Origin of the sequence: Labedaea rhizosphaerae (genome assembly GCF_004362825.1) — a bacterium.
Lineage (GTDB): Bacteria > Actinomycetota > Actinomycetes > Mycobacteriales > Pseudonocardiaceae > Labedaea > Labedaea rhizosphaerae.
Map to the genome: position 1 here is coordinate 981,517 of NZ_SNXZ01000003.1, position 16,851 is coordinate 998,367.

The 16,851-nt window shown below is 71.3% G+C and carries 16 protein-coding genes; 9 read left to right on the plus strand and 7 right to left on the minus strand.

Annotated elements, in window-relative coordinates:
• Window positions 1-146 precede the first annotated feature (146 nt).
• Window positions 147-1,400, plus strand: coding sequence for a right-handed parallel beta-helix repeat-containing protein (locus EV186_RS21710; protein WP_133851120.1), 1,254 nt, complete (start codon window positions 147-149; stop codon window positions 1,398-1,400).
• 4 nt (window positions 1,401-1,404) lie between these two features.
• Here the strand turns inward: EV186_RS21710 and EV186_RS21715 are convergent, their stop codons facing one another.
• On the minus strand, window positions 1,405-1,932 hold the full coding sequence (locus tag EV186_RS21715) for a dihydrofolate reductase family protein (RefSeq protein WP_133851121.1): 528 nt from the start codon (window positions 1,930-1,932) through the stop codon (window positions 1,405-1,407).
• A 108-nt stretch (window positions 1,933-2,040) separates the two neighbouring features.
• Here EV186_RS21715 and EV186_RS21720 point away from each other — a divergent pair, with 108 nt between their 5' ends.
• From EV186_RS21720 to EV186_RS21740, 5 genes are all read left to right on the plus strand, one after another.
• Window positions 2,041-2,622 (plus strand): TetR/AcrR family transcriptional regulator, encoded by a 582-nt coding sequence (locus EV186_RS21720; RefSeq protein ID WP_133851122.1) that lies wholly within the window; start codon window positions 2,041-2,043, stop codon window positions 2,620-2,622.
• 36 nt (window positions 2,623-2,658) lie between these two features.
• Window positions 2,659-3,165 (plus strand): winged helix-turn-helix transcriptional regulator, encoded by a 507-nt coding sequence (locus tag EV186_RS21725; protein WP_133851123.1) that lies wholly within the window; start codon window positions 2,659-2,661, stop codon window positions 3,163-3,165.
• Window positions 3,162-3,659, plus strand: a complete 498-nt coding sequence (locus EV186_RS21730; protein ID WP_166659262.1) for a PaaI family thioesterase — start codon at window positions 3,162-3,164, stop codon at window positions 3,657-3,659. Before EV186_RS21725 ends, EV186_RS21730 begins: the two co-directional genes overlap by 4 nt.
• A 115-nt stretch (window positions 3,660-3,774) precedes the next feature.
• Window positions 3,775-5,199 (plus strand): FAD-dependent monooxygenase, encoded by a 1,425-nt coding sequence (locus EV186_RS21735; RefSeq protein ID WP_133851124.1) that lies wholly within the window; start codon window positions 3,775-3,777, stop codon window positions 5,197-5,199.
• Window positions 5,200-5,269: 70 nt separating this feature from the next.
• Window positions 5,270-5,611 carry a hypothetical protein gene (locus tag EV186_RS21740; RefSeq protein ID WP_133851125.1) on the plus strand — a complete coding sequence of 114 codons (342 nt, stop codon included), beginning with the start codon at window positions 5,270-5,272 and terminating at the stop codon, window positions 5,609-5,611.
• A 5-nt stretch (window positions 5,612-5,616) separates the two neighbouring features.
• Here EV186_RS21740 and EV186_RS21745 read toward each other — a convergent pair whose 3' ends face one another.
• On the minus strand, window positions 5,617-6,537 hold the full coding sequence (locus EV186_RS21745; protein ID WP_133851126.1) for an NADP-dependent oxidoreductase: 921 nt from the start codon (window positions 6,535-6,537) through the stop codon (window positions 5,617-5,619).
• A 101-nt stretch (window positions 6,538-6,638) separates the two neighbouring features.
• On the opposite strand from EV186_RS21745, the gene EV186_RS21750 reads away from it, so the two are divergent.
• The gene (locus EV186_RS21750) at window positions 6,639-7,580 is read left to right on the plus strand and encodes an AraC family transcriptional regulator (protein ID WP_133851127.1); all 942 of its coding nucleotides are present in this window, start codon (window positions 6,639-6,641) and stop codon (window positions 7,578-7,580) included.
• Between the two features lie 76 nt (window positions 7,581-7,656).
• A complete protein-coding gene (locus EV186_RS21755) occupies window positions 7,657-8,580 on the plus strand; it encodes an XRE family transcriptional regulator (RefSeq protein WP_133851128.1) in 924 nt (307 codons plus the stop codon).
• 51 nt (window positions 8,581-8,631) lie between these two features.
• On the opposite strand, the gene EV186_RS21760 is transcribed toward EV186_RS21755, so the two are convergent.
• From EV186_RS21760 to EV186_RS21780, 5 genes are all read right to left on the minus strand, one after another.
• The gene (locus tag EV186_RS21760) at window positions 8,632-11,982 is read right to left on the minus strand and encodes a protease pro-enzyme activation domain-containing protein (RefSeq protein ID WP_133851129.1); all 3,351 of its coding nucleotides are present in this window, start codon (window positions 11,980-11,982) and stop codon (window positions 8,632-8,634) included.
• A 226-nt stretch (window positions 11,983-12,208) separates the two neighbouring features.
• Window positions 12,209-12,580 carry a nuclear transport factor 2 family protein gene (locus EV186_RS21765; RefSeq protein WP_133851130.1) on the minus strand — a complete coding sequence of 124 codons (372 nt, stop codon included), beginning with the start codon at window positions 12,578-12,580 and terminating at the stop codon, window positions 12,209-12,211.
• A gap of 63 nt (window positions 12,581-12,643) precedes the next feature.
• On the minus strand, window positions 12,644-13,660 hold the full coding sequence (locus tag EV186_RS21770) for an amidohydrolase family protein (protein ID WP_133851131.1): 1,017 nt from the start codon (window positions 13,658-13,660) through the stop codon (window positions 12,644-12,646).
• A 14-nt stretch (window positions 13,661-13,674) separates the two neighbouring features.
• Entirely contained in the window at window positions 13,675-15,327 is a 1,653-nt protein-coding gene (locus EV186_RS21775) for an MOSC and FAD-binding oxidoreductase domain-containing protein (protein WP_133851132.1), read from the minus strand.
• Complete coding sequence (locus EV186_RS21780) at window positions 15,327-15,824, minus strand: CGNR zinc finger domain-containing protein (RefSeq protein ID WP_133851133.1); 498 nt, start codon at window positions 15,822-15,824, stop codon at window positions 15,327-15,329. The genes EV186_RS21775 and EV186_RS21780 overlap by 1 nt, the downstream gene beginning before the upstream one ends.
• 89 nt (window positions 15,825-15,913) lie before the next feature.
• Between EV186_RS21780 and EV186_RS21785 the strand changes: the two genes are divergently transcribed.
• The gene (locus EV186_RS21785) at window positions 15,914-16,762 is read left to right on the plus strand and encodes a DUF427 domain-containing protein (protein WP_133851134.1); all 849 of its coding nucleotides are present in this window, start codon (window positions 15,914-15,916) and stop codon (window positions 16,760-16,762) included.
• The last annotated feature ends 89 nt before the right edge of the window (window positions 16,763-16,851 follow it).

Below are 16,851 nucleotides of genomic sequence, written 5' to 3' on the forward strand. Positions count from 1 at the left end.
TTCACCGAGGCGTAGGCCTCGTCGGCGAACTGCTTGACCAAACCGGCCCAGACGTCATCGCTCACCTGGCCCAACTTAGCCCGCGACCAGCGCCACGACCCACCGCGGCTGACTACGGTGGGTACCGCAACTGCTACCGGTCCGGGATGGTGCGCATGCCGATCAACGCCGCTGGTGAGCTGTACGCCGCGCTGCGGAACAAGGAGCCCGACCTCGTCGTCGAGGCGAAGGCGGAGCTCGAGCTGCACCGCCCGATCGTGCTCGACTACCCGGTGCGGGTCACCGGCGGCCGGTTCAAGGTGCAGGACGGTCCCGCGTTCGTCATCGCCGCGTCCGGGGTGACCCTCGACTCGTGCACGATCATCGGCGGCCGCGACGAGAACGACAGCTACTCCAGTGCGCAGAAGCTCATCCACGCCACCGGCACGCAGGAGCGACCGCTGGCCGGGATCACCGTGCGCGGCTGCCGGTTGTGGCGCTCGCGGGCCGACAACGTCTGGCTGGAGTGGTGCGTCGACAGCCTCGTGACGAACAACGTGATCACCGAGTACCTGTACTCGGGCGTGATGGGCGTCAGCGCGAACCGGGTGGTGGTGTCCGGCAACGTGATCCGCGACGCGCCGCTGTCCGACGGCGTCGTCAACACCTACGGGATCGCGTTCACCGACCTCGACAACACCGAGCAGGCGCGGTCGCGGGACTGCTCGGCGGTCGGCAACCAGGTGTCGCTGATCGACTGGGAGGGCATCGACACTCACGGCGGCGACGGGATCAGCGTGGTCGCCAACACCGTCGTCGGCTGCCCGCGCGGGATCGCGCTGGTCACCGGCAACGAGACCCGCCACGCCGCACCGACCCGCTGCGTCGTGTCCGCCAACACCGTCAACGGGGCGGGCTCGCGCCGGCCCGTGCGCGAGGCGATCTTCCTCGGTGGCATCCCGAACGTGCCCGCCAACGCCACCATCACCGGCAACCACATGACCGGTCACCAGTCCGCGTTCGGCGGACTGTCCTACATAGACCGTCCGAAGACGTTCATCGGCGACAACAACTTCCCGCTGCTCGACTGGTCGGCCATCACGATGGACGGCGACTACACCGCCGATCCCGCCAACCCGCCGCAGTACCGCATCGACGGCAACACGATCTGGTTGCGCGGCAACGTGATCCCGAAGGCGGACGGCCGGCGCACGGTCATCGGGCACCTGCGCAACGGGCACGCGTGGCCGGGTGCGCTGATGTGGCTCGGCGAGTCGCACGGCCTGGACCCGGCGGCCGGGCGCGGCGTGGTCGGCGTGCTGGGCGCCGACTCGGACAACCCGGGACGGGTGCAGATGTTCGCCGTCGAGGGCACCGACACCAGCCCGTACCCGTTGTCCGGCTCCTACCAGGCGCTGTAGCCGATCAGACCGCCGCCACCGAGTAGACGATCTCCACCGAGCCACCCGGCAGCGGTCGCGAGCTCTCGAAGGACAGCCCGGTCCGCGGGTCGAGCGACTCCGACAGCCGCATGCCGGCGCCGACCATGAACGGGAGCACCACCAACTCCAGCTTGTCGACCACGCCGAGGGCGCGGAAGGTCTCGATCGTGCGGGGGCCGCCGACGAGGTGGACGTCGCGCCCCTTGTTGGCAGCGCGCAGCTTCTCCAGCAGCCGGACGGGGTCGTCGTCGAAGACGACGTCGTCCGGTGCGCCGGGGGTGCGGTGCGAGCCGAGCACGAACACCTCGAGGTCCGGCCACGGCCAGGGGTCGGCGGCCAAGGCGGGTTCGAAGGTCGTGCGCCCCATCAGCACGGCTTCGCACCCGACAATGAAGTCGCTGATGCCGTGGCTGCCGGGACCGTGCACGGGGTCGACGACCTGCGGCGGGATGCCGTCCGGCGTGGTCACGTAGCCGTCGGCGGTCATGCACATGCGGCTGATGATCTGCATTGGATTCCCCTCACGAGACGGTGCGTATCGTCTCGACACAGCTTGCCGCGGGCTCAGCAGCGTGTCAAGACGAGACGTCTAGTCTCGTGTCGCGATAGGGTCGCGGGTATGACTCCCCCGAACGCCGCACGGCGCAGCGAGCGCGCGCACCGGGCGATCCTCGAAGCCGCCTACGCGCTGGCGGTGGACCGCGGCGCCGCCAAGGTGACGATCGAGGCCATCGCGGCCCGGGCGGGGGTCGGCAAGCAGACCATCTACCGGTGGTGGCCGTCGAAGGGCGCGTTGCTGCTCGACGTGCTCATCGACGCGGTCGGCGCGGTCAGCGAGATGCCGGACACCGGCGACGTGACGGCCGACCTCAAGGCGCAGATGACGGCGGTCACCAGGCTCTTCCAGTCGGATTTCGCCCGCTTCTACACCGGCCTGATCGCCGAGGCGCAGGGCGACGAAGCGGTCGCCCGCGGCCTCGCCGAGCAGCTCCTCGACCGTGCGGACGGGCCACGGCGGGCCCGCCTGGCGAAGGCGCAGCGAGACGGGGAGCTGCGGGCCGACGTCGACGTGGCCGCCGCCGCGGAAGCGCTGTACGCGCCGATCTACTACCGGCTGCTGCTGCGCACGGCCCCGCTGGGCGTCGACCAGGTGCACGCCTTGCTCGACGTGGTCCTCGACGGGCTGCGCCCGCGGGAATAGCGGCTATCATCTTGGTAGTCACTGCTGGAGGTGCCCATGCGGCGCACGAGTTTCCGGGACGCGGAGTGCCCGATCGCACGCGGCGTCGACCAGGTCGGCGACTGGTGGAGCCTGCTGATCCTGCGTGACGCGCTGGGCGGGCTGACCCGGTTCGACCAGTTCGAACGCAGTCTCGGCATCGCGCCGGCGATGCTGACCAAGCGGCTGCGCGCGCTCGTGGACTCGGGCCTGCTCGAGCGGCGCCCCTACACCGAGCGGCCGGTGCGCCACGAGTACGTGCTCACCGAACGCGGACGCGATTTCCACTCCGTGCTGCTGGCGTTCTACGCCTGGTACGAGCGCGCGACCCCGGCCGACGACCTGGTCATGCGCCCGGTCGACCGCGACGGCACGCCCGTCGACCCCGTGCTGGTGGACCGCGCCACCGGCCGGCCGCTGGACGAGCTGGACGTGCGGTTCGCGCCGGGTCCGGCCGCCAGCCCCGCCCTGCACCGCAGGCTCACCAGGCGACCCACGAAGGCGACCCACGAGGAGAACCGTTGACTGACATCGAGAACCGCAAGCGCGGGTACACGTGGGGCGACCCGTCGGTGACCGCGGCCGGCGCGGCCGGGCGCACCGGCCTGGAGTTCCTGCGCGCCATCGCCTCCGGCGAACTGCCCGCCGCACCGATCGCGGAGACCCTCGGCTTCACCCTCGGCGAGGTCGAGGAGGGCAAGGTCACGTTCGTGCTCGACGCCGGTGAGTTCCACTACAACCCCATCGGGTCGGTGCACGGCGGCGTGTACGCGACGCTGCTGGACTCGGCCGCCGCGTGCAGCGTGCACAGCATGCTCCCGGCCGGCGTCGGCTACACGAGCCTGGACCTGAACGTGAAGTTCCTGCGCCGCTGGACGGCCGACACCGGGCCGGCGAGTTGCACCGGCACGGTCGTGCACCTGGGTTCGCGCACGGCCCTGGCCCGCGCGGAATTGCGTGATGCCAACGGAAAACTGCTCGCCGAAGCGACGTCGAGCTGCCTGATCCTGCGCGGCTGAGGCCTGCGCTCCCTCTCCCCACTTCAACATATAGCGCACAGGGGGCCTTGCGGCAAGGCCCCGGTCGTGCTCCACAATTCGCCGGCCGAAAGCGGAAATGCGAATTGGGGGAACGATGTTCGACGTGATCATTGCCGGTGGCGGACCCACCGGCATGATGCTCGCCGCCGAGTTGCGGCTGCACGACGTGCGCGTCGTCGTGCTGGAGCAGGGGATGGCACCGACCAGGCAGGTGCGGGCGCTCGGCCTGCACGCGCGCACCGTCGAGGTGCTGGACCAGCGGGGCCTGCTGGAGCGCTTTCGCCCGCACATCAAGGAATACCCGCTCACCGGGTACTTCGCGGGCATCATGAAGCCCGCACCGTCGCGTTTGGACACGACGTACGACAAGGTGCACGGCATCCCGCAGACCACCACCGAACGCCTCATCGCCGAGCGCTGCACGGAGCTGGGCGCCGAGGTCCGCCGGGGGTGCGCGGTGGCCGGGCTCGACCAGGACGACGCCGGGGTGACCGCCACCCTGGCCGACGGTTCGCAGGTGCGCGGGCGTTACCTCGTGGGCTGCGACGGCGGGCGCAGCACCGTGCGCAGGCTGCTCGGGATCGAGTTCCCGGGTGAGCCGTCGGGCAAGGAGTGGCTGCTGAGCGAGCTGGAGGTGACGCTCTCGCCGCAGGAGATGGCCGAGGCGGCGGCCGAGCTCGGCTCGCCCGCGGTGCGGTTCGGGCCCGCGCCGCACGACCTCGGTGCCTACCGCATGGTGCTGGAAGCGAAGGAGGTGGCGGCGGACCGCACGGCCGAGGTGACGCTCGAGGAGTTCAAGCAGCGCCTGCGGGAGACCGCAGGCACCGACTTCGGCGCGCACACCCCGCGGTTCGTGACCCGCTTCGGCGACGGCACCCGGCTCGCCACGCGGTACCGCGACGGTCGCGTGTTCCTCGCGGGCGACGCGGCACACGTGCACCCACCGCTGGGCGGCAACGGCCTCAACCTCGGTGTGCAGGACGCGTTCAACCTCGGCTGGAAGCTGGCGGCCACGCTGCACGGCTGGGCGCCGGCGGACCTGCTGGACAGCTACGAAGCGGAGCGCCGCCCGGTGGCCGCGGACGTGCTGGACTTCTTGCGGGCACAGGGTTTGCTGCTGACCCCGGAGCCGGGCCCGCAGGCGGTGCGGCGCCTGTTCGAGCGGTTGATGGACTTCGACGAGGTGAACCGGTTCCTGATGGAGAAGGTCATCGGGGTCGGCATCCGCTACGACTTCGGGTCGGATCACCCGCTCGTGGGGCGGCGGTTGCGGGACGTGCCGGTGAAGCAGGGCCGCCTCTACGACCTGATGCACGCCGGGCGTGGTGTGCTGCTGGACCAGACCGGCCGGCTTTCCGTTGGGAGCTGGGCGGATCGGGTCGACCACGTGGTCGAGGTGAGTGAGGAAGTGGACGTGCCGGCCGTGTTGCTGCGCCCGGACGGCTACGTCGCGTGGGTCGGCGAAGACCAGGGCTCCCTGGCCGCCCAGCTCACGAAGTGGTTCGGCGCGGCGGCCTGATCTGCCTGCCCGATCTGGGGGTGCGGCGCGGCCGGTGCTCGCGCCGGCCGCGCCGCCTAGACTCGGGTTGGTGATCGAGTTCGGCTCCCGGGCCCGGAAGCTGCCCGCACCGCCCGCCGTGGTGTGGGAGTCCCTTGTGGACCGATCGTGGCTCGCCTTGCTGGCCGATGAAACCGAGCCCACGGTCATCGCGGCCGAGAAGCCCGCGCGGGTGGTGTGGTCGTCGTTGTGGGCCGACCGCGCGACCGACGAGATCCACTTCGACCTGACCCCGGCCGCCGACGGCGGGACCTTGGCGCGATTCACCTTGCTGACCCCTGGCGAGGCGCCCGACGAGAGCAAGACCGGGCACCTGCGCCGCCGGCTCAACCAGCTGTTGTTCGCCGACCTCCGGTACTCCTACGGGCAGTAGATCCCTTACGGCACAAGCACGATCTTGCCGCGCGTGTGGCGGTGCATCAGGTCTTCGTAGGCCGCGCGGACCTCGCTCAGCGGGTACGTGGAGGCGATGGGGACCTCGAGGTCGCCCGCGGCCACCAGCTTGACCAGCTCCCCCAGCACCTCGGCGTTGGCCGAACCCGTCATGCCTTCGGCCTTCACGCCGAGGCGGGCCGCGCCGGCGAAGTCGATGATCGTGTTGATGCGGTCCTTGGCCACCCCGAGCGAGAGCGCCAGCTCGAGGTAGCCGTCGCCGAAGGTGTCGACGAAGGCGTCCACGCCGTCGGGCGCCGCCGCGCGGATGCGGTCGGCGACGCCGTCGCCGTAGGTCACCGGGACCACGCCGTGGACGCGCAGCCAGTCGTGGTTGGCCGCGCTCGCCAGGCCGATGACCGTCGCCCCGGCGTGGCGGAGCAACTGCACCGTCAGCGAACCCACGCCACCCGCGGCCCCCGCCACGACGATCGTGTCGCCCGGGCCGGCGCCGACGGCACGCACGTTCGCGTGCGCGGTCGTGCCCGCCACGAACAGCGCGCCACCCGCTTCCCACGGCACCGCCGGGTCGCGGGGCACCAGGTTGGCCGCCGGAACCACCACCAGCTCGGCGTGGCTCGCGCGGGTGTCGACCCAGCCGATCACCTCGTCGCCGGCCGTCCACGTCCGCACCGCTGAGCCGACCTCCTCGACCACGCCCGCGAGGTCGCTGCCCTGCCCGGACGGGAAGGTCGCCGGCCACCGGTCGTGCAGCGCACCGCTGCGGATCGTGTTCTCGCCGGGGTTGATCCCGGCGGCACGAACGCGAACCACTACCTCGTCGGCCGCGGGCTGCGGCCGGGGCACCTCCCTGACCTGCAACACATCCACGTCGCCGTACTCGTCGAACCGCACTGCCTTGGGCACGTCGCCCACTCCCTTCGAAGTTCCTGACACCCAGGAAACCCGCAGACGGTGACGGCATCCATGCTGGATTCGCGCGAAAAGATGTGCGATCGTCTCATCGCATGGACGTCCTCACAGACCTGTTGCAGCGCTCGCGGGCGCGCGGGGCGGCGTTCTCGCACTCGACGGCGCACGGCCGCTGGGGCGTGCGGTTCCCGGTCGGCGCCAAGCTCGCCATCCACGGGCTGCTCGGCGGCGAGGCGTTCGCGTGGACCCACGAGCGCGGCCAGGCGCGCCACGTGCTGTCCGGCGACATCGTGCTGGTGCGCGGGCCGTCGCCGCACTTCATGGCCCACTCGCCGGACACCGAGGTGGTCTCGTTCACCGACCACCGGCCCGTCAACCCGGCCGGCGGCGCGCAGCAGCTGGCGTACGGCACGGGACCGGGCAATGCGACGACGTTCTTCTGCGGCGCGTACTCGTTCGAGGGCGACCTGTGCGCCGGACTGCTCGCGAGACTGCCGAACCTGACGGTGGTCCGCGCGCCCACCGGGTCCAGCCTGCGCGCGACGATGGACGTGTTCGCCGCCGAGGTCCTGCGCGAGGCACCCGGGCAGCAGGCGCTGCTGGACAGCCTGCTCGACGTGATCCTGGTGCAGGCGTTGCGCGAGCAGCTCGCCGCCGACCTCGAGGCCGCGCCCGCGTGGTTCCGCGCCATGGACGACCCGGCGGTCGGCCCCGCGTTGCGTGCCGTGCACGCCGACCCGGCCCGCCCGTGGACCGTCGCCGACCTGGCCGCGACGGCGTCGGTGTCCCGCGCGACGTTCGCCCGCCGCTTCACCGCGTTGCTCGGCGTGGCACCGCTGGCCTACGTGACCGACTGGCGGATGGCGCTGGCCCGCGAACAACTCCGCGACGGTGACGTCGGCCTGGCCGCGGTCGCGCGCTCGCTCGGGTACTCCTCGGAGTTCTCGTTCGCCGCCGCCTTCAAGCGCCACCACGGCGTGTCACCCGGACGCTGGCGGACTTCGGCGGGTGGCGATCCACGCAAGCGGCAAGCGTGATCGCCGGGGGCTGGACCGCGAGCCGCCGGGCGCCGATAGTGGACGGGATGATCGCCGGTCACTTGGGAGGTGTGCGATGCCGGGTGCACCGTCGCTTCCCGCGGATCGGGAGCTGCGCCGGTTGTTGCGGCACGGCACGTTCGCCCAGGTGCTCGACCACGCGCTCAACACCCGCGGGCTGAGCCTCGAACGCGTGCAGCACCACCTTGCCGCACACGGGGTCCGGGTGAGCCGGGCCGCGTTGAGCTACTGGCGGCACGGGCGCAGCCGGCCCGAGCGGGCCGAGTCGTTACGGGCCGTGCGGAGCTTGGAGACCGTGCTCGACCTGCCGGCCGAGTCGCTGGTGTCGCTGCTCGGGCCGCCGCGACCGCGCGGGCGGGGCAGCAAGGCCGAGCCGGACGCCATCGACCGGCGCCGGCTCTGGCCCACGCACGGACCGCTGCTCGCCGCCCTCGATGCGCCGCCGGACAACCGGATCCGGCCGTTGGACGTGCACGAGCACGTGCTGGTCGGCGCCGACCGGCAGTTGCGGACCCTGCGCACGCGCCTGGTGCTGGAGGCCGTCGCCGACCAGGTCGACCGCACCTTGGTGTTGTTGTGGACCGAGGCGTCGACGGCCGCGACGCCCACCGACCTGAAGTACTGCCGGCTCGGGCGGGTCCGCGCCGACCACGCCGCCGGGGCGACGGTGTGCGAGTTGCTGCTCGACCAGCGGCTGGCGGCGGGCGAGCGCACGGTTGTCGAGTACACCTCGCGGTTCCCACCGGGGCCGGAGCTGACGTTCTTCCACCACCGGTTCACCCGGTCGATCCGCCAGTACGTGCTGCAGGTGGAGTTCGAGGGCGCGGTGCCGGTCGGCTGCGTCCCCTACCGCCAAGCCAACGTGCACGCGCCGCGCCACGTCAGCGCTCCACTGTGGATCGGCGCGTCGCGCACCGCGCACCTCGTGGTCACCGACTCCCGGCCCGGGATCGTCGGCCTGGCTTGGGAGTGGGACTGACCGGCGGCCCTGCGCCGGGGCCGCCGGTCAATCCGTCATCCGGTCACTCGATCAGTAGATGTACCAGTGGAACACCACCTTTCCGCTGCCACCCGCGCTGTCCCTTGCCGTCACCGTCACGTCGAAGATCCGGTTGTTCGGCGCGGGCGTGCCGGTGATCAGCCCGGTCGACGAGTTGATCGACAGCCCGGTCGGCAGGCCGGTGGCCGACCAGGTGTAGCTGCCGGTGCCGCCACTCGCGTGCATCTGCAGGCTCACCGGCGTCCCGTGCTGGGTGATCGGGAAGCCGGGGTCCTGCACGGTGATCGGGCCCGACGTGCCCGGTTGAACGGTCAGCGTGAACGTGGCGTTGTGGCTGGCCGTCGCGTTCTTGCCGGTGACGGTCAACTGGTAGGTGCCGGCCGGCGTGGACGCGCTCGTGGCGATGGTCAGCGTGGACGAGCCGCCCGCGCTCACCGACGTCGGGTTGAAGCTCGCGGTCGCCCCGGAGGGCAGGCCGCTCGCCGACAACGCGATGTCACCGTTCGGCGGTGGCGGGCTGCCACCGATCTGCTGGTTGGCCCAGTCGCCCATGTCGTTCCACAGTCGCGCGTGGACGTCCGCGCCCATGCAGTTGGTGCGCAGCCACGAGAAGACGCCGTAGATCTTGCCGTTGTAGTAGTACGGGCCACCGGAGTCGCCCTGGCACAGACCGATGTGGCCGTCGGCGTAACCGTCGCAGAACATCGTCGCCGGGTTGAAGATGGAGTCGATGTTCTTGCAGTTCTGACCGTCGATCACGGGCAGCACGGCCTCCCGCAACAGCGTGTTCTGGCCGCTGTCGCTCGATTCCGTCTTGCCGTAGCCGATCGCGGTGCCCTGGGTGCCCACCGGCAACGTGTCGGCGGAGGTGGCGATCTTCGGGTAGACCATCCCGGCCGGCACCGGGATGTCGGTCTTGGTGAAGATGATCGCGACGTCGTGCCCGTTGCGCCAACCGGTGTCGTCCTGCGGCGAGTAGTCCGGGTGGATGCGGAACTCGGCGATCTCGATCCGGGTGCCCTTGCTGGTGTCCGCCAGGTTGTCCCGCCCGTAGATCAGGTACTTCGGGTCGCCCTGGGCGAACTTGCAGTGCGCCGCGATCAGCACGGCCCGCGGGGCCACGACCGAACCGGTGCAGGACTGCTCCTGCGGGCGCACGCCTCCTGTGCGGTGCTCGGAGATGATGAACGGGTACTTCGCCACCGTGGTCGGGCTGCCGTTCACCACGCTCGGCGAGGCGCCCGGGCTGGAGCCTTCGAGCTGGGTGCCCGTGGCCGAGTCGCCGGTGGACGCCGCCGAGCCGTTGACCGCCGCGGCCGTCTTGACCGTGGTCGAAGTGGACTGTCCCGCCGTCACCGTGCCCGAGGCCGGGCTGAGGCTCAGCGAGAAGTCACCCTGACCGGAACCGTTGACGGTCAACGACACCGCGGCCGTGTGCGTCGCGTCGGTGGCCGTGCCGGTCACGGTGACGCTGCTCTGCCCGGGCGACGCCGAGGACGACGCGGTCAGCGTGAGCGTCGAGGAACCGCCCGCGGTGACCGAGGTCGGGTTGAAGGAAGCCGTGACGCCCGAAGGAAGTCCACTTGTCGACAACGCAATCGTTTGCGCACTGCCCTTGACGACCGCGGTCTTGATCGTCGTGGTCACCGCCTGGCCCGGGTCCACGCTGACCGACGCGGGGTCGGCGGTGATCGAGAAGTCGTTGGCCGCGGGTGGTTGTGCGCCGTTGATCAGCGGGTCGGCGAGGTTGTCGCCCTGCGGGGAACCCCAGCCGGTGCACAGGTCGTAGCCGGTGCCCGCGCTGTACGTGCCGTTGTTGCCGGACGTCACGTCGTGGAAGGTCGACGAGTACTGCGCGGACTTGGCGACGGCGTAGAGCGTGGGGTTGATGCCGCCGAGGTTGCCCTTGCCCGCCGCCTTGGCCTTCTGGTTGACCATGGCGATGTAGCCGGCCCACAGCGGCGACGACAGGCTCGTGCCGCCGACGTCCTGCCAGCCACCGTTCATGTAGACCGACAACGCGCCCGCGCCGTAGTCCGCGTCGAGCGCCACGTCGGGCACCGACCGGTACTGGTTGGTGCCGGGCTGCCAGTCGGGCCGCGCGAAGATCGACGAGTAGGCGCCGCCGGAGCGGGTGTTGCCGCTGCTGCCCTGGTTCCAGCACGACTCGGACTGGTAGGTGCCCGCGCTGTCGCTGGTGCGCAACTGCGTGCCGCCGACGCCGGTGAACAGCGGGTCGCTGGGCGGGAAGTCGGCCTGGATGGTCGAGTTGTCGCCCTGGTAGCCGCAGCCGGTCGCGCCCCAGTCACCGGACGCGGACAGCATTGTCACGCCCTGCGCGGCCATCTGCGTGTACGAGTCGTGCGAGGCCTGGATGGGCGCGGACTCGCACTTCTCGCCGTTGAGCCAGGAGCCGGACAGGATCGTGATCTTGTTGTCGCTGGCGATCCGGGCCATCTCGTCGACCCACGCGTTGTCGGAGTTCGGTGCCTCGTAGACGACCTGCTTGGCCCCCGGGGCGGTGGCCGCGACGGCCTCGATGTCCAGAGTCACTTCCAGCTGGTCGCTGCCGGGGCTCGGTTTGCCGCCGTCGACCGCCACGACCTCCGGGGTCACCGAAGGCTGGCCGAAGTACTGGGTCCAGGCGTTGATGTCGGACTGCTTGAACGCGTCGAACTCGATCAAGCCGACGGTCTGGCCGGAGCCGTTGTAGGCGCTGGAGAGGTTCTTCATGCTGTAGGCGGTGCGGAACTGGGCGGGCGTGTAGCCGCCGCCCGGGCCGCTGGGACCGGCCGGGCCGCTGGCGCGGTGGGCGACCTCGCGGTTGGTCAGGCCGGTCACCGCTCGCACGGTGCCGGCGAGGTCCTGCGGCACCGAGACGGCATTGTCGCTGGCGTAGAAGCGTTTCCCCGTCGTGTCGGTGTAGTCGCCGATCGACGTGCCGAACGCGGCCTGCACCTGCGCGGTGGTGCCGACGGCGTCGACCACCTGCCGGTTGCCGGCGACCGCGGTGACCTTGAGACCGTTGCCGCGCAGGTAGTCCCGCACCTTGTCCACATCGGACTGCAGTGGGGCGTAGCGCGCGTTGTACTGCGCACTGGTCAGGTAGTGCCGGTAGTTCGGCGACGCCGGATCGCTGACGTCCGCGACGAACCGCTGCAGCCCGGCCGCGTCCCGGGGCTTGAGCGCAACGGCCAGCGAGAGCTGCCGGTCCGCGGCCGCCGCGCCGACCCGGTGCGCTCCGGCGGGCGCGGAACCGCTGGGCCCCAACGGAACCCGTGGATTCGGGCTTGGCCCCGCGGCCGCGGCCGGCGTGACCACCAGCGCGACCGCCGTGGCCAAGCAGGCCGCTGCCGCGACCGATTTGGACAATCGTGACACGATTCCTCCAAGCTGGGCAGGGGTAGGAACCGAGCCAAGTTAGCCAGCGGAATGACTATTTCTGTCGGTCAACTGAACATTTCACGACGTTCGAGGAGTGTTGTGAACGTGTCCTGTTTCCGCTGGTCAGCAGTGCCCTGTGGAGTCAGTTGTCAACAGAGTGGGGCGCGGCATTCACGTGTTGCGCACGGCCATGGGCAGCGCGGGCCGTTTTGCCGACAATCTGTCATTGCACGAACGTCGCGTGCGCCGCGATGACGCGCCAGCCGGATTCGGGGTCGGCGAGCCAGGTCCGCGTGTAACGCATGCGCGCGGTGATCGGCTGGCCGTCCACGGTGGCCTGCAGCGTGCCGAGGAACCAGGTCACGCCGACACGGGCGGTGGCCAGGACGTCCAGGTGCTCCTCGTCGAGCCGGCTGAGCACCTGGCGGCCACTGGCGTGCACGGCCAGGTCGTCGGCCTTGGTCGCGAGGGCGCCGTCGGGACCGGTGAACCGGGCGGCGTCGTCGATCAACTCGGCCAGCGCGTCCACATCGGAGGCGAGCTGGGCCGCCTGCAGGCGGCGTTCGGCAGCGCGCAGGCTCTGTTCGTCGGACATCGGCCCAGTCTGCCGACGAACGCCCGGGAGCGGGCCGGTCTTCGCTCAGCGCGAAACAGTGGTTCAGCTGACGCGAGTTCCACGCAGCACAACGGCCGCCGGGTGGCGCAGGGTTTCCGGGTCTTCGCGGGGATCCTTGTCGTAGGTGACGAGGTCGGTGCCGGCGACGCCGAGGAACTCGCGGGCGCTGGTGGTGGCCGCGCGCAGCGCCGCTTCCGGCGTGACGCCGTGCTCCACCAGCTTCGCGATCTCGCCGGCGACCGAGCCCACGATGTCCGAGCCGGTCATCACGTGCACGCCCGAAGCGATCGCGTGCGGCAGCAGTTCGCTCAACCGGTTCGACAAGGCGCGGCCACGTTCGCTGTAGCCGGCCGGGTCCGCGCCGAGAACCGCGGTCAACGTCGGCGTCCAGCCCCCGCCGCGGGCGGCGAGGGCGGCGATGTCGTCCGATGTGAGGGCCGTGCCGTGCTCGATCGAGTCGACGCCGGCGGCGATCAGGGCCGCCGCCAGCTCCGTGGTGCAGTGGGCGGCGACGCGGACCCCGCGCTCGTGCGCGGCGCCGACGACCGCGGCCACGGCCGCCGTCGAGTAGGTCTGCTCGGGCGTCGAACCCGGCACGCGCTCGCCGTCGACGAAGAGCGGGAAGTCGGCAACCAGCTTGATCCATCGGGCGCCGTCGTCGATCTCGCGGTGCACGGCGGCGACCAGCCCGGCTTCGGGCACCGGCTCGTGCATCCGCGGGAAGTAGCGGCCCTCGGGCGCGAAGAACCGGCCGGCCGCCTGGACCTCGGGCCGGCCGTCGCGCGGGCCCAGTCGCAGGGTCGCGGTCCGCTCGCCGCCGACGTCGCGCACCAGCCCGACGCCCTGGCGCGCCAGCTTCGCCAGGTTCTCCTCGGCGAGCCGGGGCGCACCGAGGTAGGGACCGTCGTCGTCGGCGGTCACCGAGAGGTGGCAGTGGGCGTCGACCAGACCGGGCAACGCGAACCGGCCCGGCAACCGCGTGGGTTCACCCGCGCCGGCGGTGACCTCACCCTCGACGTCGTCGGGCAGCACGGTTCCGCGAAACACCCAAGTCGGCACCCGGCCGACCCTACTCAGAGGTCCAGCACCACATCGTTTTCCGGGCGGGCGCAGCAGACCAGGACCGAGCCGGGCTCCGGCGGCTCCAGCGGATCCGGCCGGTAGCTCACCGATCCCGCCAGCACCGGCGTCACGCACGTGTGGCACACGCCGGTCCGGCACGACCAGCGGGTCGGCACGTCGCAGGCCTCGGCGAGCTCCAGCACGCTGCCGTAACCCGGCCCCCACCGCACCGTGAGGTTGCTGCGCGCGAACGTCACCTCCGGGCCGGTTCCCACCGGGCCGGGCGGCTGGTGCGGCGTGGCCGTCACGGCGTCGGTGATGCCCGGGTTGATCGACGACAGCGAACCGAACACCTCCTCGCGGATGTCCGTGATACCCAGCTCGGCCAGCAGCCCGCGCATCGCGGCCATGAAGCGCTCGGGCCCGCACATGTACACCTGCCCGTCGCGCGGAAGATCAAGCGCGGCAAGGGTTTCCCGGTCGATCCGGCGCCCTTCGGAGGTGTGGAAGACGTGCTCGTGCGCACCCAACGCCGACGCCAGCTCGTGAGCCTCGGCGGCGAACGCCTGCTCCGCCGCGGAACGCGCGGTGTGCAGCCACCAGACTTCCCGGCCGGGTCGCAACGCGGCCAGCATGGCCAGCACCGGCGTCACGCCGACGCCCGCGGAGAGCAGGACCACCGGCCCGTCGCCCGCGTCCGGCAACACGAACTCGCCGCGTGGCGCGGCGACGTCGAGGTCGGTGCCCGCCGCCAGCGCGGTGTGCAGATACGTGCTGACGATGCCGTCGCGCTTGACGCTGATCCGGTACTCGCGGTCCGACGCGGCCGACAGCGAGTAGTTGCGCACGGCCCCGGCGGCACGCAACGTCAGGTACTGGCCCGGCTTGGCCTTGGGCAGGGCCGCACCCGACGGGTCGACCAGGTGGACCGACGCGATCGTCGTGCTCTCCGGCACCACCCGGGACACGCGCAGCGGCCGGAACCCCGGCCACGCGGGGTCCGTGCCGATCGCGGGCGAGGACCCGCCGGCCAGCAGGTCCTCGAACGACCCGCGCCAGCCCGGGCTCAGCTCCGGGATGTCGACGGCCTTGCGCAGTTGCTCGACGTCCCGGCCCGGCAGGTAGAGCAGCGCGTCGATGGCGGCGACCGACATCCGGTGGCGCCCGAGGTGGGTGCGGACGATCTCGTCGCCCGCCTGGACCCGGCCCTCCTTGATCACGCGGAAGTAGAAGCCGGGCCTGCGGTGGGCCACCAGCAGCGACGGCATCCGTGGCTCGCGCAGGCGCATGCCCACGCGGAAGCACGTCACACGCGGCTGCGTGACCTCGAACTCCGCTTCGCCGATCCGGTAGCGGTCGCCGATGCACACCTCGTCGTCCGGCATGCCGTCCACGGTGAAGTTCTCGCCGAACTGGCCGTACTCGAGGTCGTCGCGACCGAGGTGGTCGCGCCAGTGCTCGTAGGACTGGCGCTGGTAGACCAGCACGGCCCGGATCTCGCCGCCGTGCCCGCCCAGGTCACCCTGCCCGTCGCCGTCCACGTTGAGCTTGCGCACCATCCGCGGCCCGTCGACCGGGTGCTTGAAGATCCCGGTGTGGACCGTCCTGCCTTCCCACGGCACGTCCTTGGGCATGCCCACGTTCAGCGACACCAGCGTGGCCATCAGTCCTCCGCTCCGGTACGCGTGCGCCGGTAGTGCCTGCGTGCCTTCATCCGGTTGCCGCACAACGCCATCGAGCACCACCGTGCGCTGTTCGGCTTGCTGTGGTCGATCAGGAACCGGCGGCACTCCGGGTTGGCGCACGGACGCAGCCGCCCCGGGCTCGACACCCGCAGCGCGTCCCAGGCCAGCACGGCCCGCGCCGCGCCGGACCGGCCGGCGGGCAGGTCCAGGGTCCAGGTCACACCGTCGCCGTCGAACCCGGCCGTACGGCGCACGCCGTCGACGAAGCGGCCGAGTGACGCCGGACCGGCGTCGCCGCGCACCACATCCTGCAGTGTCCTTCGCACGTCAAGCAGGGCGCTGAGCTCGGCGTCGGACACCGGCAGGTCGTGCTCGGCGAGCCACCGGAGGCCCGCGCCGGCCAGGTCGTCGCGCGGTGCCCCGTCCACGATCGGCGTCGTGTTGAGCAGCTCCAGCAGCAGCTTCTCGTCCACCATCTACCTAACCTCCAAATTACCTCTTGACAGGTTACTCTACTGCTACCTAACCTTCTAAACAAGCTTAAAAGGTTAGAGAGGAGCCGGAGATGGGCTTGGCATGGCAACAAGGGCCGCTGGCGACGAAGGCGGTCGGCCAGTTCCTGGTGGCGCAGCCGCTTCCCGAGCGTCTGTTGTTCGCGGAGTCGCTGCGCCGCCGGATGCGCGTGCGCTTCGGCGACCAGTGGGTGGCCGACAGCGAGGACGTCGTCCTGCTGCACGAACCCGGCCGCTACCCGGTCGCGTTCTTCCCGGTCGCCGACCTCGCCGAAGGCGTGCTCGCGGCCGAGACCCGCACGACCGACCACCGCGACCTGGGCGCGACGGCGTGGTTCACGGTGCGAGCGGGGCAGGCGCAGGCGAAGCACGCGGCGTGGCAGTTCACCGACCTGCCCGAGCACGCCGCGATCCTGCGGGACCGGGTGGCGTTCGCGTGGCGTGCGATGGATGCCTTCTACGAGGAGGACGAGCGCATCGTCGGGCACGCCGCCGACCAGTACCACCGCATCGACATCCGCAGGACCTCGCGCCACCTCGTGGTCCGCGACGGCGCCCAGGTGATCGCCGAGACCCACCACCCGCTCGCGCTCTACGAGTCGGGGTTCGCGCCGCGCTGGTACGTGCCGCGCGAGGACATCAAGCCCGACGCGCTCACGTCGGTCGAAGGCCAGACCTTCTGCCCCTACAAAGGTTTCGCCGGTTACTACGACATCGGCGAGCACAAGCGTGCCGCCTGGTCGTACCCGCAGGCCTGGCCCGAGGTGGCCCCGGTGTCCGACTGGGTGTCGTTCGAACCCGACCTGGTCGACGTCTACCTCGACGACCGCAAGCTGGCGCTCGAACCCGGGCAGACCGTGGTGCCGCACGGCATCGACCGCGACCTCGCCCCGACGCACTGAAGGACAGCCATGACCACGCAACGCAAGGACCCGGCTCCGGTGATCACCCCGGCGCTCGGCCCGGTCCCGCCCATCTACCTGCCCCACCT